25 protein-coding genes are annotated in these 26,379 nt (G+C 61.2%); 19 read left to right on the top strand and 6 right to left on the bottom strand.

Features of this window, described 5'->3' with window-relative positions; translation table 11 throughout:
• Nucleotides 1-8: 8 nt before the first annotated feature.
• Nucleotides 9-1,397: an SH3 domain-containing protein gene (locus B5D32_RS05200; RefSeq protein WP_078784043.1), complete on the bottom strand. Its 1,389-nt coding sequence runs from the start codon at nt 1,395-1,397 to the stop codon at nt 9-11.
• Between the two features lie 89 nt (nt 1,398-1,486).
• Nucleotides 1,487-2,380 carry a PLP-dependent cysteine synthase family protein gene (locus B5D32_RS05205; RefSeq protein ID WP_078784044.1) on the bottom strand — a complete coding sequence of 298 codons (894 nt, stop codon included), beginning with the start codon at nt 2,378-2,380 and terminating at the stop codon, nt 1,487-1,489.
• Between the two features lie 267 nt (nt 2,381-2,647).
• Between B5D32_RS05205 and B5D32_RS05210 the strand changes: the two genes are divergently transcribed.
• The 16 genes from B5D32_RS05210 to B5D32_RS05285 all read left to right on the top strand — a co-directional run bounded on the left by B5D32_RS05210 (nt 2,648) and on the right by B5D32_RS05285 (nt 20,128).
• On the top strand, nt 2,648-3,046 hold the full coding sequence (locus B5D32_RS05210) for a sigma factor-like helix-turn-helix DNA-binding protein (RefSeq protein ID WP_078784045.1): 399 nt from the start codon (nt 2,648-2,650) through the stop codon (nt 3,044-3,046).
• Nucleotides 3,036-4,394 carry a signal recognition particle protein gene (gene ffh / locus B5D32_RS05215; RefSeq protein WP_078784046.1) on the top strand — a complete coding sequence of 453 codons (1,359 nt, stop codon included), beginning with the start codon at nt 3,036-3,038 and terminating at the stop codon, nt 4,392-4,394. Before B5D32_RS05210 ends, ffh begins: the two co-directional genes overlap by 11 nt.
• 102 nt (nt 4,395-4,496) lie before the next feature.
• Entirely contained in the window at nt 4,497-4,736 is a 240-nt protein-coding gene (rpsP, locus tag B5D32_RS05220; protein ID WP_078784047.1) for a 30S ribosomal protein S16, read from the top strand.
• Nucleotides 4,737-4,766: 30 nt separating this feature from the next.
• Nucleotides 4,767-5,000, top strand: a complete 234-nt coding sequence (locus tag B5D32_RS05225; protein ID WP_078784048.1) for a KH domain-containing protein — start codon at nt 4,767-4,769, stop codon at nt 4,998-5,000.
• A 198-nt stretch (nt 5,001-5,198) separates the two neighbouring features.
• The gene (gene rimM, locus B5D32_RS05230; protein WP_078784049.1) at nt 5,199-5,729 is read left to right on the top strand and encodes a ribosome maturation factor RimM; all 531 of its coding nucleotides are present in this window, start codon (nt 5,199-5,201) and stop codon (nt 5,727-5,729) included.
• A gap of 4 nt (nt 5,730-5,733) precedes the next feature.
• Entirely contained in the window at nt 5,734-6,966 is a 1,233-nt protein-coding gene (gene trmD, locus B5D32_RS05235) for a tRNA (guanosine(37)-N1)-methyltransferase TrmD (protein WP_078784050.1), read from the top strand.
• A gap of 249 nt (nt 6,967-7,215) precedes the next feature.
• Complete coding sequence (locus B5D32_RS05240; RefSeq protein WP_007046747.1) at nt 7,216-7,479, top strand: HPr family phosphocarrier protein; 264 nt, start codon at nt 7,216-7,218, stop codon at nt 7,477-7,479.
• Between the two features lie 66 nt (nt 7,480-7,545).
• Nucleotides 7,546-9,396 carry an excinuclease ABC subunit UvrC gene (gene uvrC / locus B5D32_RS05245; protein WP_078784051.1) on the top strand — a complete coding sequence of 617 codons (1,851 nt, stop codon included), beginning with the start codon at nt 7,546-7,548 and terminating at the stop codon, nt 9,394-9,396.
• 139 nt (nt 9,397-9,535) lie between these two features.
• A complete protein-coding gene (locus B5D32_RS05250; RefSeq protein ID WP_078784052.1) occupies nt 9,536-11,947 on the top strand; it encodes a hypothetical protein in 2,412 nt (803 codons plus the stop codon).
• A 28-nt stretch (nt 11,948-11,975) separates the two neighbouring features.
• Complete coding sequence (locus B5D32_RS05255) at nt 11,976-13,229, top strand: response regulator (protein ID WP_078784053.1); 1,254 nt, start codon at nt 11,976-11,978, stop codon at nt 13,227-13,229.
• Nucleotides 13,226-14,947, top strand: a complete 1,722-nt coding sequence (locus tag B5D32_RS05260) for a cache domain-containing sensor histidine kinase (RefSeq protein WP_078784054.1) — start codon at nt 13,226-13,228, stop codon at nt 14,945-14,947. The genes B5D32_RS05255 and B5D32_RS05260 overlap by 4 nt, the downstream gene beginning before the upstream one ends.
• Nucleotides 14,931-15,902: a substrate-binding domain-containing protein gene (locus B5D32_RS05265; RefSeq protein ID WP_078784055.1), complete on the top strand. Its 972-nt coding sequence runs from the start codon at nt 14,931-14,933 to the stop codon at nt 15,900-15,902. Before B5D32_RS05260 ends, B5D32_RS05265 begins: the two co-directional genes overlap by 17 nt.
• A gap of 336 nt (nt 15,903-16,238) precedes the next feature.
• Nucleotides 16,239-17,312: a galactose ABC transporter substrate-binding protein gene (locus tag B5D32_RS05270; RefSeq protein ID WP_078784056.1), complete on the top strand. Its 1,074-nt coding sequence runs from the start codon at nt 16,239-16,241 to the stop codon at nt 17,310-17,312.
• A gap of 107 nt (nt 17,313-17,419) precedes the next feature.
• On the top strand, nt 17,420-18,928 hold the full coding sequence (locus B5D32_RS05275; RefSeq protein ID WP_078784057.1) for a sugar ABC transporter ATP-binding protein: 1,509 nt from the start codon (nt 17,420-17,422) through the stop codon (nt 18,926-18,928).
• 14 nt (nt 18,929-18,942) lie between these two features.
• A complete protein-coding gene (locus tag B5D32_RS05280; RefSeq protein WP_078784058.1) occupies nt 18,943-19,926 on the top strand; it encodes an ABC transporter permease subunit in 984 nt (327 codons plus the stop codon).
• A gap of 1 nt (nt 19,927) precedes the next feature.
• Complete coding sequence (locus tag B5D32_RS05285) at nt 19,928-20,128, top strand: hypothetical protein (RefSeq protein WP_078784059.1); 201 nt, start codon at nt 19,928-19,930, stop codon at nt 20,126-20,128.
• A 155-nt stretch (nt 20,129-20,283) separates the two neighbouring features.
• Here the strand turns inward: B5D32_RS05285 and B5D32_RS05290 are convergent, their stop codons facing one another.
• Genes B5D32_RS05290 through B5D32_RS05300 form a run of 3 tightly spaced genes read right to left on the bottom strand, consistent with a single transcriptional unit; the run spans nt 20,284 to nt 22,562 of the window.
• Entirely contained in the window at nt 20,284-20,862 is a 579-nt protein-coding gene (locus B5D32_RS05290; RefSeq protein WP_078784060.1) for a flavin reductase family protein, read from the bottom strand.
• Nucleotides 20,859-21,845 carry a glycosyltransferase family 2 protein gene (locus B5D32_RS05295; RefSeq protein WP_078784061.1) on the bottom strand — a complete coding sequence of 329 codons (987 nt, stop codon included), beginning with the start codon at nt 21,843-21,845 and terminating at the stop codon, nt 20,859-20,861. Before B5D32_RS05295 ends, B5D32_RS05290 begins: the two co-directional genes overlap by 4 nt.
• Nucleotides 21,846-21,863: 18 nt before the next feature.
• On the bottom strand, nt 21,864-22,562 hold the full coding sequence (locus tag B5D32_RS05300; RefSeq protein WP_078784062.1) for a Crp/Fnr family transcriptional regulator: 699 nt from the start codon (nt 22,560-22,562) through the stop codon (nt 21,864-21,866).
• 110 nt (nt 22,563-22,672) lie between these two features.
• On the opposite strand from B5D32_RS05300, the gene B5D32_RS05305 reads away from it, so the two are divergent.
• The 3 genes from B5D32_RS05305 to B5D32_RS05315 all read left to right on the top strand — a co-directional run bounded on the left by B5D32_RS05305 (nt 22,673) and on the right by B5D32_RS05315 (nt 25,123).
• Nucleotides 22,673-23,731 carry an ABC transporter substrate-binding protein gene (locus tag B5D32_RS05305; RefSeq protein WP_078784063.1) on the top strand — a complete coding sequence of 353 codons (1,059 nt, stop codon included), beginning with the start codon at nt 22,673-22,675 and terminating at the stop codon, nt 23,729-23,731.
• A 109-nt stretch (nt 23,732-23,840) separates the two neighbouring features.
• Nucleotides 23,841-24,563: an ABC transporter permease gene (locus B5D32_RS05310; RefSeq protein WP_242943404.1), complete on the top strand. Its 723-nt coding sequence runs from the start codon at nt 23,841-23,843 to the stop codon at nt 24,561-24,563.
• Nucleotides 24,560-25,123: an ATP-binding cassette domain-containing protein gene (locus tag B5D32_RS05315; protein WP_242943405.1), complete on the top strand. Its 564-nt coding sequence runs from the start codon at nt 24,560-24,562 to the stop codon at nt 25,121-25,123. Before B5D32_RS05310 ends, B5D32_RS05315 begins: the two co-directional genes overlap by 4 nt.
• A gap of 176 nt (nt 25,124-25,299) precedes the next feature.
• Here B5D32_RS05315 and hemW read toward each other — a convergent pair whose 3' ends face one another.
• On the bottom strand, nt 25,300-26,379 hold the full coding sequence (gene hemW / locus B5D32_RS05320) for a radical SAM family heme chaperone HemW (RefSeq protein ID WP_078784065.1): 1,080 nt from the start codon (nt 26,377-26,379) through the stop codon (nt 25,300-25,302).

Here is a 26,379-nt window from a genome sequence, read left to right on the forward strand (position 1 = left end):
CGCCTTTATTATTCCGCTGAAATCAAATACGCCGTACTGACCCAGCCAAACTGCGGCACATCGTACAGCGGGTCATACCGCACCAGTGCCCAGCCGGGGGCGGCGGAGGAATACCCGTACACGCGCAGGGTGGAGGAAGAAATTTTGCCGAGGATGTCGTACTCAAGCCCGGGGCCAGCGCGCAGATTCAGGCGGTTGGTGCTGTTGGCATCCGCCATGAAAAACACCGCGTCCGTCCGCGCGGGGTAGGTGTCGGGGGCTGTAACGCTGTCGGGCAGGTCGGCCAGCGGGTCGGGCTTTGTTACGCCGGGAATTGTGTACTCGTGCCAGCCGTCGGCCAGCTTGACCCAGGCCGTGCCGCCGTCCCACGCAAGGCCGTCGTAGACGCAGGGCACAAGCTCTACGCCGGTGTTGTCCAGCAGACCGAACTTTCCGTCCCGGCTGACGACTGCATAGCCGCTCAGCAGCGGCGCGGCGCGGGCAAAGACCAGCGGCTCGTCTGTATAGTGGTTGGGCCGGTATATGCCGTCGTAGCAGGGGGCGGTCACTTCATGGCCCGCTGTGTCCAGGTACACCCATTTGCCCTCGCGCTGGGCGGCGGCCAGCGGCGCGTCAAAGAAGCAGTCAGCCGCGGTGTATACAAAATTGTTGGCTGCACCGCTGTTCCTGCAGCGATACACGTACAGCCCGTCGCCGACGAAGTTGTACCATTCGTCGCTTTCGTGCGTGGTGGTGCCATTCTGCGCGGGCACAGGGCCGTTGGTGCTGCCGCTGAACAGCTGCAGGATGTCGTCGGTGAGCGTAATGAACTGGCCCGGCCCCATGCTGCCGCTGTACAGGTAGGTTTTATCGTCCTGCAAAAAGACAAACTGCCGGTAGCCGCCGCCGTCGTGTTCTGCACAAAGGCGTCCGTCGCCGCTCTCTGTCAGCGTTTGTGAGGCTGCTTTATACGCGGCTTCATAGTCCGGTGAGCCGAACAGGTCGTCCAGATACCCGTGCCAATGGTGGGCGTTCCAGCTGCATTCAAAAAGCGGCTCGGACGCGCGGCAGGGCAGTACCTCGGTGCCGTCGCTGCGCATCAGCCCCCACTTGCCGTCCCTGCACATCGTATAGTAATCGGTGTCGGGGTAGGGCTGATATTCGCGAAAATAGTCGATCAGCCGTATCTCATCGTAGTCCAGCACCGCCGCGCCGGTCTCCACGAGTCCCTGCGGCGGCTGCACAGCGTCAGCGGTGGGTGCGGCCGTCGCCGCGGCCTCGGCGGTTCCGGCAGTCTCCGCAGTTCCGGGCAGAGGGGCAGCCGTGGATGGCACAGCCGCCGAGGAAACCGCCCCGGCGGCACAGCCTGTCAAAAAAAGCATCGACAAAACGGGAAACAAAGATCTTTTCACGGTCACACACCGCCCTTCCTTTTTATAATACCAGTATAGCATAACGCCCCGCACCGGGAAATACGGTGCGGGGCGTTCGCGCAAATTTTACAAATTTATCCGTAGATATGCCGCCCGGCAAAGACGCACAGGGGGCGTTTGGCCTTGCCCATGCCCAGCAGCTGCACGGCAGCGGCAAGCGTCGCCCCGGCGCTGGTGCAGGCGGGCACGCCGTCAAAGAACAGCACCTCCCGCGCGGCGCGCTCGGCGTCGGCGGTGGTCACGGTCAATACGGTGTCCACGACATAAGGGTTGTAGTTCTCCGGCACAAAGCCCGGCCCGATGCCCGAAATGCCGTGCTGGCCGATGAACCCGCCCGAGATGGCGGCACACTCGGCAGGCTCCACGGCGACGATGCGCACCATGCTGTTCCATGCCTTGATGTACTCGGCCACGCCGGTGATCGTGCCGCCGCTGCCCACGCCGATGACGATGGCGTCTATGGCATCCCCTGCGTTTTTATAAATCTGCGGCCCCGTCACGCGGCGGTGGTACTCGGGGTTGTCGTCGTTGGAAAAATAGTGGGTGTAATATCCGCCGTAGCGCTTGGCGGTGTCCTCGGCCACGCGCTCCATGGCGCGGCGCCCGCTGCTGCTGCAGGCGATGATATGCGCACCCAGGTCCTGCAGCCGCTTGCGCTGGGCAATGGGCAGGTTGCTGGGTACGACCAGGATGCAGGGGTGCCCCGTTGTGGCACAGCTGACGGCCAGTGCCGCGCCGAAGCTGCCGGAGCTGGCCTCCACCACAGGCATGCCGGGCTGCAGCGTGCCGCGCTCGGTGGCAAAGGCAAGCATCGTCTCGGCCAGGCCGTCCTTGGAGGAACCCGTCGCGCCGCCGAAATCGAGATACGCGAGGATGCCGGTACTCAGCCCGTGCTGCGCGGAATAGCCGTCCAGCCGCACGATGGGGCAGCGGTAGACGTCCTGATAATAGCTGTGCAGGATGGGCATGGCGGGGCACCTCACTTTCCGTAAACAAAAGTATTCTTATTATAGCATAGTTCGGCAGGGTTTGCCACGGGTCTGGCAAAATATTGTGGGGCAATGTTGTAGGGGCCGCTGCGGAAGGTCCGCGGATTTCCTCAAAAAATCGCAGGAAATCGGCACAAAATCCGCCCGGACCCCTTGACTTTTCTCCCTGCGCCTGTTATAATTCAAAGGCTGATGTAAAGAAAAATACTTTACACGGCCTTCACAAGCAGCAAAGGGGGCGCGGGCATGGCCGGCAAGCCGCAGAAAAACCTTGCCTACTCCGTCCTGCTGGACTTCTACGGTCCGGTCCTGACGGACAAGCAGCGCGTCATCCTGACAGAATACTATGATGAGGATCTGTCCCTGGCCGAAATTGCCGAGAACCTCGGCATCACGCGGCAGGGGGTGCGGGACGCCATCAAGCACGGTGAGGCCGCGCTCGATGAGCTGGAGCAAAAGCTCGGCAACGCCCGCCGCCACACCCGGATGCAGGCTGACTTAGACCGCCTGCGGCTGCTCGTCACAGAGATTCGCTGCTCGAACTCCGGCTCCTTCACGCCGGACCCGCGGATCACGAACGACACCGCGGAGATGCTCACGATTTTACACCGCTTGGACACGCAGGAGGATGCCGATGGCCTTTGAGTCTTTAACAGAGCGCTTGAATGGCGTTTTCAAAAAGCTGCGCGGCAAGGGCAAGCTGAACGAGGCCGACATCAAGGCCGCGATGCGCGAGGTGCGCATGGCCCTGCTCGAGGCCGACGTCAACTATAAAGTCGCCAAGGACTTCTGCGCACAGGTCTCGGAACGCGCCATGGGGCAGGAGGTTATGGAGAGCCTGACCCCCGCCCAGCAGGTCGTCAAGATCGTCAACGAAGAACTGACCAACCTCATGGGCGGCAACGAGCCGAAGTACCTGCGCCTGAAAAACAAGGGCCAGACCGTGCTGATGATGTGCGGCCTGCAGGGCAACGGCAAGACCACCCACGCCGCCAAGCTCGGCAAATATTACCGCAGCCAGGGCCGCCGCCCGCTGCTGGTCGCTTGCGATATTTACCGCCCCGCCGCCATTGAGCAGTTGAAGGTCGTCGGTGAGCAGGCCGGTGTCCCGGTCTTTACGCTGGGCACCGAAAAGCCCGAAATCATCGCGCAGAAGGCACTTGCCTACGCGAAGGATCACGGCAATGACATTGTTATTCTCGATACCGCAGGCCGTCTGCAGATTGATGACCAGCTCATGGATGAGCTGGTGCGCATCAAGCAGGCTGTCGAGGTCGATGAAACGCTGCTGGTCGTGGACGCCATGGCCGGTCAGGAAGCCGTCAACGTGGCCAAGACCTTTAATGAAAAGATCGGTATCAGCGGCGTCATCCTGACCAAGACCGACGGCGACACCCGCGGCGGTGCGGCACTCTCGGTGCTGGCCGTCACCGGCATGCCGATCTACTTCCAGGGCACGGGCGAGAAGCTCGAGGATCTGGAGCCGTTCTACCCGGCGCGGATGGCGAACCGCATCCTTGGCATGGGCGATGTGCTTTCCCTGATCGAGAAGGCGCAGACGCTCCAGAACGACAAGGAGGCCGAGGCCGCCGCCAAGCGCCTGATGGAGAACAAGTTCGACATGAACGATTTGCTCGCTCAGTTCCAGCAGGTCAAAAAGATGGGCGGCGCGTCGGCGCTGCTGGCCATGATGCCCGGCGGCGGCCAGATCGATGCTGATTCCCTCGACGAAAAGGCACTGCCCCGCATCGAGGCCATCATCTACTCGATGACCCCGGCAGAGCGCGCCAAGCCAGACATCATCAACCCCAAGCGCAAGCGCCGCATTGCAGCAGGCTCCGGCACCACGGTGGAGGACGTCAACAAGCTGTTGCGCCAGTTTGAGATGATGCAGAAGATGATGAAAAAGGTCAAGCGCAACCCCAAGGGCTTTATGCGCAGCCTGGGCAGCTTAGGCGGCAGGGGCGGCGGCTTCCGCGGCTTTGGCCGCTGACACAATTTCGGTATGACCCGCTCGGCTTTACGGCCCACGGGATGTACAATATAAATCAGATGCCCCGCAAGGGCCGTAAACAATTTTTGGAGGAATATTACTATGGTTAAGATTCGTCTGCGCCGCATGGGCGCCAAGAAGGCTCCTTTCTACCGCGTTGTTGTCGCTGACAGCCGCTTCGCTCGTGATGGCCGCTTCATCGAGGAGATCGGCTACTACGATCCGACCAAGGAGCCCTCTGTCGTCAAGATCGACGCTGAGAAGGCTAAGCAGTGGCTGGACAACGGCGCTCAGCCCACTGACACCGTCCGTGAGATCCTGAAGAAGGCCGCTGTTCTGTAATTTGTTCGCTTTTCAGGGAGGGAACGCCACATGCAGGAACTCTTATTAGCCGTTGCCCGCGGCCTTGTCGAAGACAAGGAGGCCGTGCAGGTGACTGTTGATCCCATGCGTGAGGACGGCACTGTTGTGTACCACCTCAAGGTGGCCGAGGCCGATATGGGCCGCGTCATCGGCAAGCAGGGCCGTATCGCCAAGGCAATCCGCGTTGTCGTGCGTGCCGCTGCCGTCCGTCAGGGCGAGAAAGTCATCGTTGAGATCGACTAAGACCCGTTACAAAGCACTTTGCCGCAGGGTAAAGTGCTTTTTTCAATGTAGGGGCGAACATTGTTCGCCCGCTGCAGCCTTACGGCAGCGGAGACTTCCGCGGGTAGATGCCGTCCTACACCGTAGGGGTGGATTCTATATCCGCCCGGGGCGTTTCCGCTGCCGCAAACAGACCTCTACAACACATCAGGAGGAACTATGCAAAACTATCTTCCCGCCTGCAAGATCGTGTCCACCCACGGTGTGCGCGGCGAAATGAAAGCCCTGCCGCTCTGCGACGGTGCGGCGTTTCTGGCAAAATTCAAGCGCCTGTTCACCACCGCCGACGGCGCAGGGGAGACCCGCGTGCTGGGCGTGCGCGCTCAGGGCAATGTGATTTTACTGCGCCTCGACGGCGTCAACGATATGGACGCCGCCCGCGCCCAGGTGGGCCGGGTGTACTATCTGGCTAAGGCGGACGCACGCCTGCCCAAGGGCCGCTTCTTCATTGACGACCTGCTGGACTGCGAGGTCGTCGATGCCGAAACCGGCCGCGTGTACGGCAGACTGACGAACGTGGACCGCCCCGCCGCGCAGGACATCTATACCGTCACCGACACCGCTGGCGGGGAGCACATGCTGCCCGCTGTGCCGGAATTTGTCAAAAATATCGACATCGAGGCGCGCAAAATTCTGGTGACGCCCATCGAGGGCATGTTCACCGAGGCCGTCAACGGCGACGAGGACTGAACCGATGCGCATTGACATTGTAACGCTTTTTCCGGAGCTGTGCGACAGCTTTCTCTCGGCCAGCATCCTGGGCCGCGCCCGCGCCAAAAATCTGTTTGAGGCGCACTGCCACCAGATCCGCGACTATACGAAAAACAAGCAGAAGCAGACCGACGACTACCCCTACGGCGGCGGCTGCGGCATGGTGCTCTACGCCCAGCCGATTGCCGACTGCCTGCGCGCCGTGCAGGCCCAGTGTGCTGCGCAGGGCAGAGCCAGGCCGCACGTCGTCTTTCTGACCGCCGCAGGCCGCCCCTACAATGAGGAAAAGGCCCGCGAGCTGGCCGGCTATGACGCGGTGACGCTGGTCTGCGGCCACTATGAGGGCATCGACCAGCGCGTCATCGATGCGTTCGGCGACGAGGAAATTTCCATCGGAGACTATGTGCTGACCGGCGGTGAGCTGGCAAGTCTGGTCGTGGCCGACAGCGTCCTGCGCCTGCAGCCCGGCGTCCTGGCCGAGGAAAAGGGCTATCAGGACGAGAGCTATTGGGACGGCCTGCTGGAATACCCCCAGTTTACCCGCCCCGAGGTCTGGGAGGGCCGCGCCGTGCCGCCCGTGCTGCTGACCGGCGACCACAAAAAAATTGACGAGTGGCGCGGAGCCCAAAGCCGGGAGCGCACCCGCGAGCGCCGCCCCGATTTGTACGACGCCTGGTGCGAGAGCCACCCGCTGACCGAGCTGCCCAAGTGGAAGCGCGGCGAAAATATGCGCCTTGTGAAAAATGACGAACAGCTCGCCCTCTGCGCTGCCCTCATGGCCGAGGGCCGCCGCACGGTCTGTGCGCCGGTCTGCGACGAGGAATATCTCGAAAAAATGACGCCGGACTTCTGGCTGCCGGATCTGACAGACGAGAAAAAAAACGGCTGGGCGTTCTATCTGCACTACACGAAGGACGCTGCCGACGGTATGGTCGGCGTCTGCCACAAAACCGGCGAGATCGGCCATCTGTTTGTGACCGAGGCTGCCCGCGGCAAGGGGTACGGTGCGAAAATGCTGGACTTTGCCCGCAAAAAACTGCCGGAGCATGACCACCCGACGATGGGAGTCTTAAACACGAACACCCGCGCCATCGCACTGTACAAGCGGATGGGCTGGCGGCTGACGGGCACAGTGCTGCACCGCTACGACCCCGCCGAGGAAGGCACCTTTGCAGCGGTATATTGTGAGGAATTGGAGATGCAGTATCGGGGCTGACCGTTGTTTTTGTCGTCAATCCACAATCCTGTTGAAAATAAACTGGCAATATTGCACAAACGAGAGAACGAAGATTTGGCGGAATTACAGAATCCTGCCAAAATTGCAATTTTCCACTGTACAAAATCGACTAAATAGGATAAAATAGAGGCAATCAAGGCGGCGTATTAACACGCAATAGACCGCCTGGAAGTCGCCCACGGTAGATACGCAGGGGCATATTATTTTCAAAAGTAGGAGAGAATAACTATGTACGTTAAAGAAGTTACCGTTGAGAATCAGGTTGGTCTGCACGCACGTCCGGCTACCTTCTTCATCCAGAAGGCGAACGAGTATAAGTCTTCCATCTGGGTCGAGAAGGAGGAGCGCCGCGTCAATGCGAAGTCTCTGCTCGGCGTCCTGAGCCTGGGCATCGTCGGCGGCACCACCATCCGCATCATTGCTGATGGCGCCGATGAGCAGGCTGCAGTTGACGGCCTGGTCAAGCTGGTCAGCTCCGGCTTTGCCGAGTAATCTATTCCAGAACAATCAGCGGTGGGGCGACCCGCCGCTTTTTTTGTATAGGAAAGGCAACACCCCATGACAAAAGCTGAACTTTATAAAAAGGCCTGTATGCTGCCGCTGCTGCCCGGCGTCTACATCATCCGGGACAAGTCGGACACGATCATCTATATCGGCAAGGCCAAGCGCCTGAAAACCCGCGTGTCGCAGTATTTCCGGGAGGGCGTGCCCCACGACGCCAAGGTCAGCCAGATGATCGCCCACGCCTTCACGTTTGACGTTATTGTCTGTCAGTCGGAATTTGAGGCGCTCGTCCTCGAGGCCAGCCAGATCAAGGCCCATACGCCGAAGTACAATATTTTGCTGAAAGACGACAAGGGCTACAGCTATGTCAAGGTCACGCGCGGGGCCTGGCCGCGCATCTCCGCCGCGCTGCAGAAGGATGACGACGACGCCGACTACATCGGCCCGTTCACCTCGTCGTTTGCCGTGCGGGAGATGGTGGAAACGGCGCAGGACTGCTTCCTGCTGCCGCGGTGCAATAAGAACTTTCCGCAGGATTTCGGCAAGGGCCGCCCCTGCCTCAACGCCCACATCGGCAAGTGCATGGCCGTGTGCAGCGGCAAAATCACCTGTGCTGCTTACAACGACGCTGTGCAGGGTGCACTGCGGATGATCCGCTACGGCAAAAAGGACATCGTCAGGCAGCTGCGGGAGAAGATGGAGGCTGCGTCGGAGCGGCTTGACTTTGAGACGGCGGCGCTGCTGCGCGACCAGATCATGGCCATTGACCGCGTGGCAGCCGGGCAGAAGGTCGTCATGGAGAGCGACACCGAGATGGACGTCATCGCACTGGCGGGCACGACCCACGCGGTCTGCGCCGCCGTGCTGCGCTACCGCGACGGACGCCTGACCGACAAGCGGGAATTCCTGTTCCGCGACACGACGGACATCGACGCCGTGCGGGAGGAATTTCTGCCGCAGTATTACCTCGACGGCGAGACGATCCCTAAAACGATTGCCGTGGACGCCCTGCCGCCCGACGCGGAGGCACTGAATGAAGCTCTGAACCAGGCGCGCGGCACGAAGGTGGAGCTGTACGTGCCCCAGCGCGGCGACGTCGCGAAGCTCGTCACGATGGCCTATACAAACGCTGTCGAGCGTCTGGGCCGCGAGAGCGGGCGCTATACCCGCGAGGAAAAGTTGCTTGAGGAGGCTGCGCAGGTGCTGGGCCTGAAAAAGCCGCCCCGCGTGATTGAAAGCTACGATATTTCCAACTGGGGCGACGGGTCGAGCGTCTGCGGCATGGTCGTCTTTCAGGACGGCAAGCCCCACCGCGCAGGCTACCGCCGCTTTAAGATGAAAACCGTCGCGGGCACCGATGACTACGCCTCGCTGGCAGAGACGCTCTCCCGCCGCGCGGCGGAGTACGAGATGGCCCGCCGCGGCGAGAAGCCGGACGGCCCGCAGAACCAGTTTGCGACGCTGCCCGACCTGCTGCTCATCGACGGCGGCAGGGGACAGGTCGGCGCGGTCAGGCAGGCGCTGCGCGGCACAGCGCTGGAGCATGTGCCGACCTTCGGCATGGTCAAGGATGACCACCACCGCACCCGCGCCATTGTGGACGACGAGGGCGGCGAGATCGCCATCAACCGCCACCGCAATATCTTTACGTTTGTCACGAACATTCAGGACGAGACCCACCGCTACGCCAACGACTACCGCAAGCGCGCAATGAAGAAAAAGTCCTACGCCGCCACCCTGACCGCCATTCCCGGCGTCGGTGAAAAGACGAGCGCCGCGCTGCTGGCGCACTTCAAGACCGTCGCCGCCGTCAAGGCTGCCTCCATCTCCGATCTCGAGGAGGTCAAGGGCATCAGCCATGCCAAAGCGGAAATGCTGTACAACGCGCTGCGGAATGGTATATAATGAAAATGTAATCGCCGCGCTGTAGGGGCCGGGCATGCCCGGCCCTCAACTGTACGGAAAACGGCATTTCCGGTAAGGCCGCGGGCCGCACATGTGCGGCCCCTACAGCACAACAACAATTCAAAATGGATTTATCCTTATGCTGATTCTAACCATCCTCATCTCTCTCGCCCTCGCAGCCCTCTTTACACTCCTGCCCGCCCGTATCCATCACCGCCCCTCCGTCCGCGCGGACCTGTACGCCGGGGCGGGGGTGTCGGCGCTGGTCTGGCTGTGGGCGGTCTGCGTCTGGTCCAAGCCCGGGCTGTCCGTCGGCTTTGACGCCTTCCGGCTGGCTGCGATTTTAATCATGCAGGCAATCGCCTGCGGTGTGGTCTGCGGCTTCCGGCTGCGCGGCACACTGCCGCGAAAGCTCCGCACCCCGGCGGCTGTCGGACTGCTGCTGGCCGCCAGCCTTGGAATAGAATTATTCGTCGGCAATCTGAACTGGCTGGCGACCCACAGCTACACGCCGGTTGACCTGCGCCCGTATCTGGTCAATGACGCAGACCCCGCCGCGCCGCTGACGCTGAACGATGAGCAGACAACGCTGGAATTTGCGGGCCTCGACTTTGCAATATACAACTTGCAGCTCGACGGCCTGACCTCGCTGGCCGACGGCGACACGCCGGAGCAGAAGAACGTTCTGCTGACCCTCAATGTTGCCGCCACCGATGAGGCCAGCTCGGTCTCCCGCCAGAGCTGGAACTGGGAGGCCGCCCCCGCGTCCGCCCGCAGCCAGACCCACAGCCTTGATCTCTCCGGCAAGGCGTCCACCCTGACGCTGACGGCGTCGGGCTATACTGGCGAGTACCGCAGTTACCCGCTCAATGCCCAGTTGACCACGGTTTACGCCAACGCCCGCCGCCCGCTGGATTTCTCCGTCCTGCGCTTTGCAATCATCTTCGCACTGGCGCTGGCGGCGTTCGCCCTGCGCCCGGCCAGTGCCGCGTGGCAGGACGCCTACCTGACCCATGAGAAAAAATACCGCCCGGCAGTGCTGGCCGTGGGGCTGGCGCTCTGCGCGGCGGCGTTCCTGGCGCCCTTCGGGGACCGCTTCAACGCGGGCGTCGCCACGAGCTTTTATAACACCCCCGACTGGTCGGGTACGAGCCGCATCGACTTCACCATGCACATCAACGACTGGGCGTCCAACGCCGGTGCCCAGTACGGTGCGCTGGCGCACAGTCTGCTGAATGGCCGCCTTGACCTTGAAAAGAACCCGCCCGCCGCTATGGCTGAACTGGAAAACCCCTACGACACCGCCGCCCGGCAGGCCGCCGCGCCCGATGCCCTATGGGATGTGGCCTACTATAACGGACGCTATTACGTCTATTTCGGAATCGTGCCCTGCCTTCTGTTCCAGCTTCCGTTTGAGGCGCTGACCGGCATCCGGGACCTGCCGCCCGCACTGCCGATGATTTTGCTTGCCTGGCTGTACATACTTGCCGTCTTTGGCTTTGTGAAGCAGGCTGCGCACCGCTGGTTCCCGCAGGCAAGCGCCGCGGCCTACCTGCTCACCGCCGCGGGCGCGGCCTCGGGCACACAGATCTACTATCTGCTCCACCGCCCGTCGGTGTATGAGTACGCGATCCTCTGCGGTGCTGCGTTCGTTTTGTGGGCACTGTGGCAGTGGCTGTGCGCCGCAAACACGCCGGTAAACCGCCGTAAAGCGCTGACTTTCCACCTCGCGTTTGGCTCTCTCTGCATGGCGCTGGTCGCGGGCTGCCGCCCCCAGATGGTGCTTTTTGCCGTGCTGGCCCTGCCCATCCTCTGGCCGCACTATATCACGGAAAAGCACCTGTGCACCCGCCGGGGCGCAGGGGAAGCCGCTGCGTTTATCCTGCCCGTTGTGCTTGTGGCCGTCGGCCTTATGTGGTACAACGCCGCGCGGTTCGGCTCGCCGTTTGACTTTGGTGCCAACTACAACCTGACCAGCAACGATATGACCCGCCGCGGCTTTGCCGTCGGGCGCATCGCCCCGGCAGCCGTGACCTTCCTCGCGGGCATTCCCGGTGTGCAGACGGTGTTCCCGTACCTGACTGCCACGCGGATGCAGACAAACTACATGGGCCTGACCATTACAGAGTTGTACTACGGCGGCGCGTTCGCCTGCCTGCCGCTGCTGTGGGGGCTGGCTGCGCTGCCGCTGGCCCGCCGCCGGTTGGGCAGCCGCCGCGACCTGCGCACCGTCATCCGGCTTGTGCTCGTCTGCACGGTTGCGCTGGCCGTCGTAGACTGCCAGATGGCCGGAATGCTCTACCGCTACCAGAGCGACTGGCTCGGCCCGCTGCTGCTGGCGGCGGCGCTGGCGTGGCTCTTTGCGGAAAGTGTTCTGCAGGCCCGCCCCATCCCCGCGCTGACCAAAGCTCTGCGCACGGCGCTGCCGCTGGCCGTGCTGGCGGGCGTCTGCTACAATTTCTGTGTTTACTTTGCGGCGGAGCCGCAGCTGATGGGGCAGAACCCTGCCCTGTATGAAAATGTGAGCCGCCTGGTCCAGTTCTGGCTGTGACGGCGCACCCTAAAAAGGAAAAGGACGTATGGCTGACAAAAACATCTACACCGTCGTCGTGGCTGACGATGAGGACGAGCTGCGCGAGGCCGTCTGCACAATGATCCCCTGGGAGGCGCTCGGCTTCCACCTTGTGGGAAATGCCAGCAACGGGCTGGACGCGCTCGAGCTTGTCGAGCGGCTTGAGCCGGACCTGCTGCTGACCGACATCCGTATGCCGTTCATCTCGGGCATCGAGCTGGCGCGGCAGGTGCGCGAGATCCGCCCTGCGATGCACATTGCCTTTTTGAGCGGCTTCGACGATTTCGAGTATGCCAAGCAGGCCATCCAGTACAACATCATCAGCTACATGCTCAAGCCGCTGACGATGGACGGCCTGGCCGCCGAGCTGAAGGCCATCCACGAGAAGATCGACGCCCGCTATGCCGGGCTGCGCCGGGCTGGCTCGGCCCATGCGGATCGCGCAGCGCTCATTATTCCGCTGGTACTGGCCCGTTATGAAAATGCCCCCGAGAATCTGGAGACGCGCCTGCGCCAGGCAGCGGTAGACTGCGGTCTGCTGCGCGGCACCGATGACCGCAGCACGCTGGTGGTGATGGCCGCGGCGCTGGACGGCCCGGTGGACTATGAGGCCGGGTTTACCCAGCTGGTGGAGCAGAGCGCCAACAAATATCTGCGGCATTTCGTATTTTATGGCTGCGGGCGTGCCGTGGCTTTGCTGTTGGGCAACCCCTCTGACTTTGAAGAATACCTGCACATTCTGGCCGATGAGATCTGCCAGCTGGCGGACCGTGCCCTGGGACGCAGTGCCAGCGTCGGCGTCAGCCGTGAATTTGCCCGATTCAGCGACCTGAACGATGCCTACAAACAGGCGATCGAGGCCCTGCGCGCGGCGGCGGAGGGCGAGGGCGGCGTCAGCTTTACGGCGGACGCCCGCAAGACCGGCAGCCTGTGCGAACGCGCACTGGAGATCATTGAGCAGCACTACATGGACGAGGATCTGTCCCTTGCGTCACTCTCCGCTATGCTGGACGTCAGCCCCAACCATCTGAGCGCCTGTATCAAAAAATCGGAGGGGGAGACCTTCATCAACATTCTGGTGCGCCGCCGCATGGAGACTGCCCAGACCCTGCTGCTGACCACCGACCTGCAAATTCAGGAGATCGCCCGGCGCTGCGGCTACACCGATCAGCATTATTTCAGCTATTGCTTTAAAAAGTACAGCGGTACGTCGCCTGTGGCGCTGCGCCGCGCCCGCGCCGCGGGGGAGGCCCGGCCGTGAAGCGCCCGCCCCGCACCGTAGTCCTGGCGGCAGCGCTGATCTCCGGCGTGGCCGTGGCGGCGCTGATCCTCTGCACCACGCTGTTTCTGCGCAGCTACCGCAGTGCTGTTGTGGAGGGCGCACGCACGAACAGTGCCCAGGTCGTCAGCCAGGTCGCAGGCGCGGTGGATAACTACGTCAACACGATGGACAGCGCCGTCGGCATCGTGCTGGAACAGCTTGACAGTGAACCTGCGATGCGGGACGCATTTCTGAATGCCTTTCTGACAGCCCGGCCCGAGGTCGCGGCCATCACGACTTACGACGAAAGCGGCAGTCTGTTGGACTGCTGGGCCCAGGCGGGCCGCACGCCGAAATCTGACATACTGCGCAACCTCTCCTTTGACCTGACCACGGCCCGGCGCCTGGGACATGGCTACATCAGCACGCCGCATGTAGAGTCGATCTTTGACAGCTACTACCCGTGGGTCGTCTCGGTCATCCGCGCTGTGCCGGGGGACGGCGGCAGCAGCCGTTGGCTTGCGGTAGATTTGAGCTTCAAGGAGCTGGCCGCAACGATCAACAACGTCAGCATCGGTCAGCACGGCTACTGTTACCTGATGGATGAGCGCGGCAACATGGTCTACCACCCGCAGCAGCAGCTTTTGTATGCCGGGTTAAAGAAGGAGGAGGCCGGGCGTCTGGCCTGCCTCGGCGACGGCACCTACGTGGAGGACACGGTCATCTACAGCGTACAGCGTGTGCCGGGCAGCACATGGCGCGTCGTCGGCGTTAGCTACATTGACGAAACCGTCAATGAGAGTTTCCGGCAGATGGTGCGCATCACGGTTATCACGGCGGGGCTTGTTTTTCTTGCCGCGCTGGTGGCGGGCTGGGTGCTGTCCCGTCTGCTGTCCCGCCCGTTGCAGCAGCTCGAAACAGCCATGGAGCAGTTTGAGCAGGACGCCGACCACTTCGCCTTTCAGGCCGTGCGCGGCACGCGGGAGGTGCAGAACCTCTCGGACTCCTTCGGCCACATGGTGGGCCGCATCCAGCAGCTTATGACCACCGTCCGCGAGGAGGAAATTGTCCTGCGCAAGACAGAGCTCAAGGCGCTGCAGGCGCAGATCAACCCACATTTTCTCTACAATACGCTGGATTCCATCGCCTGGATGTGTGAGCGCGGCAAAAACGCCGATGCCGTCCAGATGGTCCATGCACTGGCGCGGCTGTTCCGCATCAGCATCAGCCGCGGGCATGAGCTGATCCCGATCGAAAAGGAGCTGCAGCATGCCGAGGCGTATCTGCAAATTCAAAAATACCGCTACAAAAACCAGTTTACCTACCACTTTACGGTGGACGAGAGCTGCCTGCACTGCCTGTGCAACAAGATCACGCTGCAGCCCATCATCGAGAACGCCATTGTTCACGGGCTGGATCTGATGGTCGATTCCGGCCACATTGAAATCACCGTAAAGCCCGACGGGAATGATATTCTGCTCATCGTCGCGGACGACGGCATCGGCATGGAGCCGGAGCAGGTCGCGGCCCTCTTGCAGAATGAACCGAGTGACCGCACCGGCATCGGCGTCAAGAATGTCAATGACCGTCTGCGCATCTACTTTGGCGCGGACTACGGTATCTCCATTGAAAGCGCCCCCTACGAGGGCACAACGGTGACGATCCGCACCCCGCGCGTGCCGGAGGACAGGGAGGGCGACTATGACAAAAACCATTAAACGTCTGCTGCCCGCGGCCCTGGCCGTGCTGCTGGCAGGCTGTGCCATGCAGCCCGTGGACAGCACAACGACCCGCTACAGGGTCGCGTTCATAGCCAAAAACAATCGGGATTCCGAGTTCTGGGACGCCGTCTTTACCGGGGCAGAGGCCGCCGCCACGGAATATAACCTGCAATTGACCATAACGGCCCCCGACGATGAGGAGGACTATGCGGCGCAGAACCAGCTGATTGCCGATGCCGTTGAGGACGGCGCACAGGCTATCGTTTTCTCCGCCATTGATTATGAGGCCAACGCCGCTGCCATTGATGCCGCCGCCGCGGCGGGCGTGACGGTCATCAGCGTGGATTCCGCGGTGAACTCCGACAACGTTGCGGCCTACATCGGCGCGGACAACTACGGCGCAGGCCGGATGGTGGCCCAGAGCGTACTGGACGGCATGGAAGGGGCGCTCTGCGTCGGGCTTATCAACTATGAGGTCAACGGTGCCAACGGGCGGGACCGGGAGCAGGGTGCGCGCGATGCTTTTGCGGAAAGCGGACGCGCCAGGATCACTGCCGCCGTGTCAACACACCCCAACGCCGCCAGTGCCCGCGCGGACACGCTGGCCATGCTGCGCACCCACCCGGAGATCAATGTGCTGATCGCCCTCAACGAGACGACTGCCGTCGGCGCGGCGCAGGCTGTCCAGCAGATGCAGCGCGCCGACGACCTCTGGCTCGCGGCGTTCGACTCGAACATCGAGACGATTGACGCCCTGCAGACCGGTACGGTGGACACGCTGATCGTGCAGAACACCTACGGCATGGGCTATTTCGGCGTCGAAAGCGCCTATAAGCTGCTGGCCGGGCAGGGGAGCAGCGTCGAAAAATCGAACATCACCGCCACCCGCACCATCACCCGGGAAAATATGTTTGCCATGGATAAGCAAAAGGCCCTGTTCCCGTTTGGATGACCCCCGAAGCCAGGCCCCTACGAACCTACCGCCAAAGCCCTTCTCCCACGCCGGAGAAGGGGCTTTTTTATTTTTCCATCACCCGCAAAAATCTTACAAAATGAAAACAACAAGCACCCTTTTGTTACTTTTACTGCGCATTCTGCACAAAAACAAACGCTTTCGACTGGCGAAACCGCCCTAAACGGTGAAAATTTCCACCCATAGTCGGTGAAATTTCACCTTGTTTTTTCACCTGTCCCCGAGTATTATAATAACTGTCAACAGGGTTCGCTCCTCTACAAGCGACCCGCCCGAAAATCTACTGCATATCTAAAAAAGAAGGAGAAACTCATTATGAAAAAGTTTGCTGCTCTGGCCCTTGCAGGCTGCATGGCCGTCTCTCTCGCCGCCTGCGGCGGTTCCGCCTCCACTTCCACCGCTGCTTCGGAGTCCACGGCTCCCGCAGAGTCCACCTCTGCTGCAGAGTCTGCAGCTGAGTCCGCAGCCGAGAGCGTTACCGAGGCCACTCAGGGCGGTAAGGTCGGCGTCTGCATCTACAAGTTCGACGATGCCTTCATGACCACCTACCGTAATGCTCTGCAGGAGATCCTCGAGGGCAAGGGCTACGAGGTCACCATCGTCGACGGCAACAACGACCAGGCCAAGCAGAACGAGCAGATCAACACCTTCATCACCCAGGGTGTTGACGCACTGATCATCAACCCCGTTATGACTTCCGCTGCCGACCAGATCATCTCCACCGTCAAGGGTGCCGATGTTCCCACCGTCCTGATCAACCGTGAGCCCACCGCCGATCAGATGTCCGCTTATGACAAGCTGGTCTACGTCGGCTGCGACGCTGCTCAGTCCGGCACCTTCCAGGGCGAGCTGATCCTCGACACCGAGAACAAGGGCGACATCAACGGCGACGGCAAGGTTTCCTACATCATGATCCAGGGCGACCCCGAGAATATCGATGCTCAGCTGCGTACCGAGTACTCCGTCAAGGCTCTGACCGATGCCGGCGTTGAGGTTGAGCAGCTTGACCTGCAGCGCGGTGACTGGGATCGTAACAAGGGCCAGGAAATCTGCCAGAACGACCTTGCCAAGTACGGCGATCAGATCGAGGTTGTCTTCTGCAACAACGATGACATGGCTATCGGCGCTCTGCAGGCTATTCAGGCTGCCGGCCGTACCGTCAACAAGGACATCTACCTCGTCGGTGTTGACGCTCTGGACGCTGCCAAGAACGAAGTTGCCAACGGCAACATGACCGGCACTGTTCTGAACGACGCTAAGGGTCAGGCTACGCAGGCTGTTGCTTCCATGGAGGAGCTGCTGGGCGGCAAGACCTTCGAGGCTAACCACCAGAGCGTCTACGTTGACTACGTCAAGGTTACCCCTGACAACGTCAAGGACTTCCAGTAATTTGACAAAAGCCACAGCTTAAACCAGAACAATCGGGGTGCGTGTGCGCAGGCGCACGCACCCTTTTTTCGTGAAAAGGTTACAAAAGATTAAAGGGGGCCAGCGAATTGTCAGAGTACCGCTTGGAGATGTGTGATGTCGTCAAGACGTTCCCCGGCGTCAAGGCACTGAATCACGCACAGCTGAAATTGAAACCCGGCACCGTCCATGCGCTGATGGGAGAGAACGGCGCGGGCAAGTCTACCTTGATGAAGTGCATGTTTGGTATCTACCACATGGACGAAGGCAAGGTCATTTATGAGGGACAGGAGGTCCAGATCAAGGGCCCGCTTGATGCACTGAACCGTGGCATTGCGATGGTGCACCAGGAACTGCAGCCCATCCCGGAACGCTCCATAGGCGAGAATATCTACGTTGGGCGCTATCCCACCAAGAAATACGGACCCGTCACCGTTATCGACCATGACAAAATGTATGAGGATGCGGCCAAGGTCCTGAAGGAAGTCCATCTGAATTATGATCCGCACGCAAAGCTCGGAACCTTGAGCGTTTCCCAGATGCAGCTGGTTGAGATCGCCAAGGCGGTCTCCGCAGACTGCAAGGTGCTGATCCTCGACGAGCCGACCTCCTCGCTGACGGCAGCTGAGGTCGAGGCACTGTTCACCATCGTGAACGAGCTGCGCGCCAAGGGCGTCTCCATCGTCTACATCAGCCACAAGATGGACGAAATTCTTCGCATCAGCGACGAAGTCACGATCATGCGCGACGGCCAGTACATCGGCACCTGGGAGGCCAAGGAACTGACCACCGATATGATCATCACCAAGATGGTCGGACGTGAGCTGTCGAACCTCTACCCGCCGCGCTCGAATACGCCCGGTGAGGTCGTGTTTGAGGTCAAGGACTTCACGTCCATCAACCCCAAGAGCTTCCGTCACGTCAACTTCAACGTCCGCAAGGGCGAGATCCTCGGCGTTGCGGGTCTGGTCGGTGCCCAGCGCACCGAGCTGATGGAGGGTCTGTTCGGTCTGCGCTGCCACACATCGGGCACCATCACCTATAAGGGCAAGGAACTGACCATCAACCAGCCGCAGGACGCCATCAAAAACGGCATCGCCATGCTGACCGAGGATCGCCGCGCCACCGGTATTCTGGGTGTGCTTTCCATTGCGGATAACGTCTCCATTGCATCGCTGAACAAGTATCTGATCGGCGGCATCATGCTGGACGACAACAAAATCGAAAAGCTCGTGCAGGATAATGTCGCCAAGCTGTCCATCAAGACGCCGTCCTCCAAAACGCAGATTCAATCGCTGTCCGGCGGTAACCAGCAGAAGGTGCTGATTGCCCGCTGGCTGGCCAACGACCCCGATGTTTTCATCATGGACGAGCCGACCCGCGGCATCGACGTCGGTGCAAAGTATGAAATTTACTGCATCATCGCCGAGATGGCCAAACAGGGCAAGAGCATCATCATGATCTCCTCCGAAATGAGCGAGCTGATCGGCATGTCTGACCGCATCATGGTCATGTGCGATGGCCGCTGCACCGGCTTTATCGACGGTGATAAGGCGAACCAGGAGAACATCATGACGCTGGCTACCCAGTTTGAATAAGGAGGAATCCGAAAATGGAGAAAAAATTCGACTTTAAAAAATTCCTGTCCAATAACGCGATCATTATTCTGATCATTTTGCTGGCCCTCTTCGTCGGCTGCACGACCCAGAACTTCTTTACCGAGACAAACGGCAAAAACCTGCTGCTGAACGTCGCCCCGCGTTTCATCATCGCCTGCGGCGTTTCGGGATGCCTGATTACCAAGGGCACTGACCTGTCCGCCGGCCGCCAGGTCGGCCTGGCCGCCTGCTTCTCCGCCATGCTGCTGCAGAGCGTTGACTACTCTGCCCGCATGCTGCCCTGGCTGCCCGATATTCCGTGGCCCGTGGCCCTGCTGATCGTCATGGCAATCATGGCCTGCTTCGGTGCCATCAACGGTTGCATTATCGCATTCCTGAAGGTTCCTCCTTTCATCGCTACGCTGGGCATGCAGACCATCGTTTACGGCCTGTGCTCCGTCATCACCAACAACCAGCCCATGGGCGGTTACAAGCAGAGCTACCTGACCGTTGCCAGCGGCACGCTGGGCCCCATCCCGTTCCTGGCCATCTTTGCGCTGATCGTCGGCATCTTCTTCTGGTTCCTGTACAATAAGACCCGTCACGGCAAGTACATGTACGCCATCGGCGGCAACGAGAACGCCGCTCAGGTTGCCGGTGTCAACGTCACCGCGTCCCTGATCCGCATCTACATCCTGGCCTCCTGCATGTATGCTCTCGGCGGCTTCCTCGTCGGCGCAAAGGCCGGCGGCGCTTCCACCAACACCGGCAACGGCTATGAGCTGGAAGCTATCGCAGCCTGCACCATCGGCGGCGTTTCCACCAACGGCGGCGTTGGCAAGGTCTCCGGCGTTCTGGTCGGCGTTCTGGTCTTTGAAGTCCTGAAGATTTGCCTGCAGTTCCTCGGCGTCGACCCCGCTTACACCTACATTGCACAGGGCCTTGTCATCGTCATCGCCGTTGCCCTTGACCTGCGCAAGTACCTGGCCAAGAAGTAATATGGAAGAAGAAAAAACCACCTCTGAAACGCAAAAGTCCGATTCCCGCCCGGATCACAGCCAACTGAACGCCTTTGAGAATTTCTATGAGAAGTTCCGCAAAGTGCCGCTGAAATACATTGATGTCTTTATCGGCGTCTGTGTTGCCGCACTGGTCATCGTTGTGCTGGTCGGCATCCTCAAGAGTAAGGGGATACTGTAAAAAAAGAAGCACCGTTCACGGAGAAAAATCTCTGTGAACGGTGTTTTTATTTGTGTTTTAGCAGAGCTGTAGGGGCCGCACATGTACGGCCCGCAACCTTGCATTTACAGCGCGGCTGCCTTCTAGCCGAGAGGCGGATATGGAATTTGCCCCTATTATTTTTTGATCACCTTTTTCTTCTTCCTGACACTATACCCAAAGCTGCCCAGCTTTCTTCCCAGCGCCAGATAATCCCCGTGGCTGTAGACGATCAGCTTCGCCTTGTTCAGGCACAGCTTGCCGCTCTCGTCCAGCAGCCGCTCGTCCACATCCACGGCGACGCACTCGGCCAGAAACAAATCATGCGAACCCAGCGCAATGACCTGCGTGACCTTGCACTCCAGATTTACGGGGCTTTCCTCCACCAACACCGTGCCGACCTTGGCCGCAGGGACAGCGGTCAGGTGCATGGCAGCGAACTTGTCCACGTCGCGCCCGCTCTTGACACCGCACCAGTCGATGGCGCGGACAAGGCTCTCGGTGGGCAGGTTCACGACGAACTCGCTGCTTTCCTTAATTAGATGGTGGCTGTACCGCTCGGGCCGCACGCTGATGGACAGCATCGGCGGCTGGGTGCAGATCGTGCCGGTCCAGCCCACCGTGATAAGGTTCGGCTTCTCCGGAGCCCCGCAGCTGACCAGTACGGGCGGCTCCGGGTTCAGCAGGGTAGACCCCTTCCATACCTGTCGGCTCATTGCGCATCCTCCTTGATTTCACCAAAGTTTGGCGTTGCATCGCTGATAATATACCGCGGGCGGTGCTTGGATTCCAGATAAATTTTACCGATGTACTCCCCGATAACGCCCAGACAAATCAGCTGCACGCCCGACACAAAGCAGATGATGCTCGTCATCGACGCCCAACCGGACACGGTCAGGCCGAGCGCGGCCTCGATGACGGCCCACAGCACGCCGATAAAGCTGACGAGCGCCACAAACACGCCGAAGCCTGTGATGAATCGGATGGGTTTGATGGACAGGCTTGTGATGCCGTCAAACGCCAGCGCCAGCATTTTGGACAGGGGATAGTGGCTCTCGCCTGCTATGCGCTCATGCCGCTCGTAGGTCACGCAGGTGGACTTGAAGCCGACCAGCGGCACCATGCCGCGCAGGAACAGGTTGACCTCCCTGAACCGGGCAAACTCCTCCAGCACGCGGGCGCTCATCAGGCGGTAGTCCGCGTGGTTAAAGACGACCTCCGCGCCCATGGCGTTGAGGATTTTATAAAAGCTCTCCGCGGTAAAGCGTTTAAAAAACGTATCTGTCTCGCGCTTGCTGCGCACGCCGTACACGACGTCGCAGCCGTCGCGGTAGGCGTCCACCATGGCGTCCATCGCGTTGATGTCGTCCTGCCCGTCGCAGTCGATGGAAATCGTAATGTCGCAGCGGCTTTTGGCCTCCATCAGGCCCGCCAGCACGGCATTCTGGTGGCCGCGGTTGCGGCTCTGGCAGATGCCTGCATAGTGCGGGTCACGCGCAGCCAGGTCACAGATAATTTCCCACGTCCGGTCTTTCGAGCCGTCGTTCACAAACAGAACGCGGCTGTCGGGGCTGATCTTGCCCGCTGCTGCCAGATCGTTGATCTTCTGCAAAAACATCGGCGCAGTGATGGGTAAAACCTCCTGCTCATTGTAGCAGGGTATAACGATGTACAAAATCGGGTCGGTACGGTTGTTCATACAAATAACCTCAATATGTTAAAATTGCGGGCAGGCGGCGTGCAGCCGCTCGGGGTCGGGCAGCTTAAAGCTGCCCCGGAACAGTTCGATCAGCCCCTCCTCCTGCATCCGGCTCAGTTCGCGGGAGAGCGCGCTGCGGTCACAGTTCAAAAACGCGGCCAGCTCAGTGCGGGTCATGGCGGTGGAAAACGTATCCGCGCCGCACCGCTCGCGTTGTTCCAGCAGCCACATGCAGATGCGTCCGCGCAGGCTCTTGCAGCAAATCAGCTCCAAACGGCGGTCCAGCGCAAAATATTTGTCGCTGATGGTCTCCAGCCAGTTCTGCAGCAGCTTCAGGTGTGCACTGTGCAGCGCGGCGCAGGGGCGCAGCAGTGCCTCGCAGGGAAGATACAGTGCCAGACAGGCCTCAGCGGCGGAGACATTGACGGGGCTGCGACTGCGCCCGCCAGCCAGCACGTCGGCAAAGACGCCGCCCGGCCCCATACGGGCCATGACGACGGTAGAGCCGTCGGCCAGCGGTTTGCTTGCCGTGATAGCACCTTCCAGCACAAGGCCGACTTCGTGGGTCTCGTAGCCCGCCATCAGCAGCAGCTCGCCTTTGGCGTAGCGGCGCACCCGCGGCGCAAAGCAGGCCATCAGCGTGTCCAGCTCGGCGTCCGTCATGCCGCGCAAAAGGCTTGTGCGGCGCATCGTTTCGTAGTAGGGTGTGTAGTCCATACAGCTCCTTGCAAACGGTTGAAAAGGGTATCTGTTGCACGGGCAACAGACAATTCACACTTATTATAGTATAGTAGGGCCGCAAAAGCAACAAGGAGGATAAGATTTTTATGAAACTGAAACGTATTTTCGCCGCTGTAACGGCGTTTGCTTTGTGCGCCTCTCTGGCAGGCTGCGGCGCGGCCGCGACTGTGAGCGAGTCTGCCGCAGAATCTGCCGCTGAATCCGCCGTCGAGGCAACCCCCGCCGTCACCGAGGCCCCCGCTACTGAAGAAACCGCCGACGCATCCGAGGCCGCCCTGCGCATCGCGGGCCTGAAAGGCCCCACGACGATGGGCCTCGTCAACCTGATGAGCGACGAGGTCGCCTCCAACTACAACTTCACGATGTACGGCGCTGCCGATGAAATCGTGCCGCTGCTGGTCAAGGGAGACTTGGACGCCGCCGCTGTGCCCGCCAACCTCGCCGCCACGCTCTACAACAAGACGAACGGTGCAGTGGAAGTTGCCTGCATCAACACGCTGGGCGTGCTCTACATCGTCGAGAACGGAGAGACCGTCAACTCTGTCGGGGATCTGAAAGGCCAGACCATCGTCACCACCGGCAAGGGCGCTACCCCCGAGTACGTTCTGCGCTACGTCCTGACCGAGAACGGTGTTGACCCCGACAGCGACGTTACCATCGAGTATTGCAGCGAGGCCACCGAGGCCCTGAGCAAGGTCCAGGCGGGCGAAGCCACCATCGCCATGCTCCCTCAGCCCTTCGTCACCAGCGCCATGTCCCAGGTCGAGGGTCTGCGCGTTGCGCTTGACATGAACGAGGAATGGCAGAAGGTCGCCGGCTCCAAGCTGGTCACCGGCGTTCTGGTCGTCCGCAAGGATGCCGTTGAGAACGACCCTGAGGCTTTTGCCGCCTTCATGGATGGCTATGCCGCCAGCGTCGAGGCCGCAAACTCTGACCTTGAGGGCACCGCAGCCCTCTGCGAGCAGTACGGCGTTGTCGCCAAGGCTGCGCTGGCCCAGAAGGCCCTGCCGCAGTGCAACATTGTTTTTGAGACCGGCGACGAGATGAAGACCGACCTCGAGACCTACTTCAAGGTTCTGTACGCCGCCGACCCCGCCAGCGTGGGCGGCGCCCTGCCTGCCGACGACTTCTACTATGCAGGCTAAATCCCCCCGCAGAGGTCGATGCTCGCATCGACCCGCCGCTGCTGCTGCGGGCGGATGCAAGCATCCGCCCCAGCAAACGCCGCTGTGGCAAAAGGCTGCCGCCATCCTTGTGTGGATTCTGATTTGGCAGCTTGCCGCCATGGGGCTGGGACACGGCGGGCTGTTCCTGGCTACGCCCCTGCAGACACTGGGGGCGCTGGCACAGCTGGCACCCACAGCTGCATTCTGGCAGCGCATCGTGTTCAGTGCGCTGCGCATAATGGCGGGCTTCCTGCTGGCAGCAGCAGGGGGCCTGCTTCTTGGCGCAGCGGGCGCACGTTGGCACTGGGTACGGGTGTTCATTGACCCTGCCATGCAGCTGATCCGCGCCATGCCCGTTGCCAGCTTTGTCATTTTGGCGCTGCTCTGGGTGCGCAGTGCGAACCTGTCGGTCATCGTCAGCTTTACCCATGTGCTGCCCGTCGTCTATGCGGGCGTGCTGGGCGGCATTGCCGACACCGACCCGAAGCTGCTGGAAATGGCGAAAGTCTACCGCCTGCCGCTCACCGCGCGGCTGCGGTACATCTGGCTGCCCGGCATCTTCCCGTCCTTCTGCGAGAGCTGCATCGCCGCCATGGGCATGTGCTGGAAGAGCGGCGTCTCCGCCGAGGTCATCGGTCTGCCGGACCACAGCGTGGGCGACGCGCTCTACCGCGCGAAGATCACCCTGTCCACGCCGGATGTGTTCGCGTGGACGCTCGTCATCGTGCTGCTGTCGGCGGCGCTGTCCGCGGCAGCGGCGGCCCTGCTGCGCACGGCCAAGACACGTCTTTGCGGGGAGGTGCGCGTGTGAGCATTGTGATAACCGATCTCTGCAAAAGCTTCGGCAGTACGCCGGTTTTGCAGCGCTTTACCTGGACGGTGGAACGCCCCATGGTGCTGATGGGCCGCTCCGGCTGCGGCAAGACCACGCTGCTGCGCATCCTGCTGGGACTGGAGTCCGCGGACTCCGGCACAGTGACCGGCGTCGAAACGCCCGCCGCCGTCTTTCAGGAGGATCGCCTCTGCCCGCAGCTGACCGCCGCCGCCAACCTGACGCTGACCGGCCACGGCCTGACGCCGCAGGATGCCGAGCGTGAGCTGCGTACCCTTGGCTTTACGGATGCCGAGCTGGCGCTGCCTGCGGCGCGGCTCTCCGGCGGGCAAAAGCGCCGTGCCGCTCTGCTGCGCGCGCTGCTCTGCCGCGATGCGAAAACGCTCTTGCTGGACGAGCCCTTTACCGGCATGGACGCCGAGCTTGTCGAGGACGCCGTCGCCGCCACAAAACGGCTGGCGGGGGAGCGTCCCACGATCCTCGTCACCCATGACCGCACCGCCGTCGACCTGCTCGGCTGGCCGGTGAGAGAAGTATAAAAGTACAAAAAACGCACACGCGGAAATTTTCCGCGTGTGCGTTTTTTTGTTGAGATTGTAGGGGCGAACATTGTTCGCCCGCGGAGCATAGCGGCAACCGCCAAGGCTCAGGGGCGATGCAAGCATCGACCCCTACAGCGTAGGGGCGCATTCTATATGCGCCCGCAGGCTGCCGCTTACATCAATTCCTCCAATATCGCATTCTGCACGACCATCCCGGCGGGGGTCAGGCGGAACACCTCTCCGTCCCACACGGCGTACCCGTGCCCGACGCACTGCCGCATAAAGACGCACTGTGCCGCCGTAAACCGTCCGCCGCGGCGTTCATACGCAGGGATGTTCAGTCCGCTGACCAGCCGTAGCTGCATCAACAGATAATCCTCCGACGTGCAGTCGCCCTCGCGCTGCTCGGCCACGGTACCCGCGATAAATCCCTGGACGTCGTCGGGCCAGAACCGCCGCACATTGCCCACACAGCTGTGGGCGGCAGGGCCGACGCCCCAATAATCGCTGCAGTTCCAGTACAAAAGATTGTGCCGCCCCTCGTGGCCCGGGCGGGCAAAGTTGCTGATCTCATACTGCCGGTAGCCTGCGGCCTCGAGCTGCTGCACGGCATATAGGTAAAAATCTGCCGCCGCGTCACCGTCGGGCAGACCCGCGGGCGGATTGCGGTAAAACGCCGTGCCCGGCTCTACCTTTAATAAGTAGGCCGAAATATGCGTGCAGCCGCCGTCCCGCAGCAGGGCCAGCGTGCGGTCAAATTCAGCGTTTGTGTACTCCGGCAGCGCCAGCATGATGTCGCCGCAAATTTCAGGAAAGCCCGCCTCCCGCGCCCATGCCAGCGCCTGCGCGGCCCCGGCGGCGGTGTGGGTGCGGCCCAACCGGCGCAGCTGCGCGTCGTCGGCGCTCTGCACGCCAAAGCTGATGCGGGTCACGCCTGCTGCCCGGAAGCCCCGCAGCGTCTCCGGTGTGACAACATCGGGGTTGGCCTCCAGCGTGATCTCCGCGCCGGGCAGGGGATTGGCAGCCTCGATCAAAGCCGCCGCCTGCGTGGGCACCAGCAATGCCGGGGTGCCGCCGCCAAAGTACAGCGTGTCGGGGCGGCGGGTGTTTTTTGCCAGTTCCCGCAGCAGCGCGTCCACGTAGCTCTGCGGCACGCCGCGCGCACCGGGGGCCGAATAAAAATCGCAGTAGCGACATTTTGCCTTGCAGTAGGGAATGTGCAGATAGATGCCGAACGGTGTTGCTTCAGACAT

The organism is Gemmiger formicilis (genome assembly GCF_900167555.1).
GTDB lineage: Bacteria > Bacillota > Clostridia > Oscillospirales > Ruminococcaceae > Gemmiger > Gemmiger formicilis.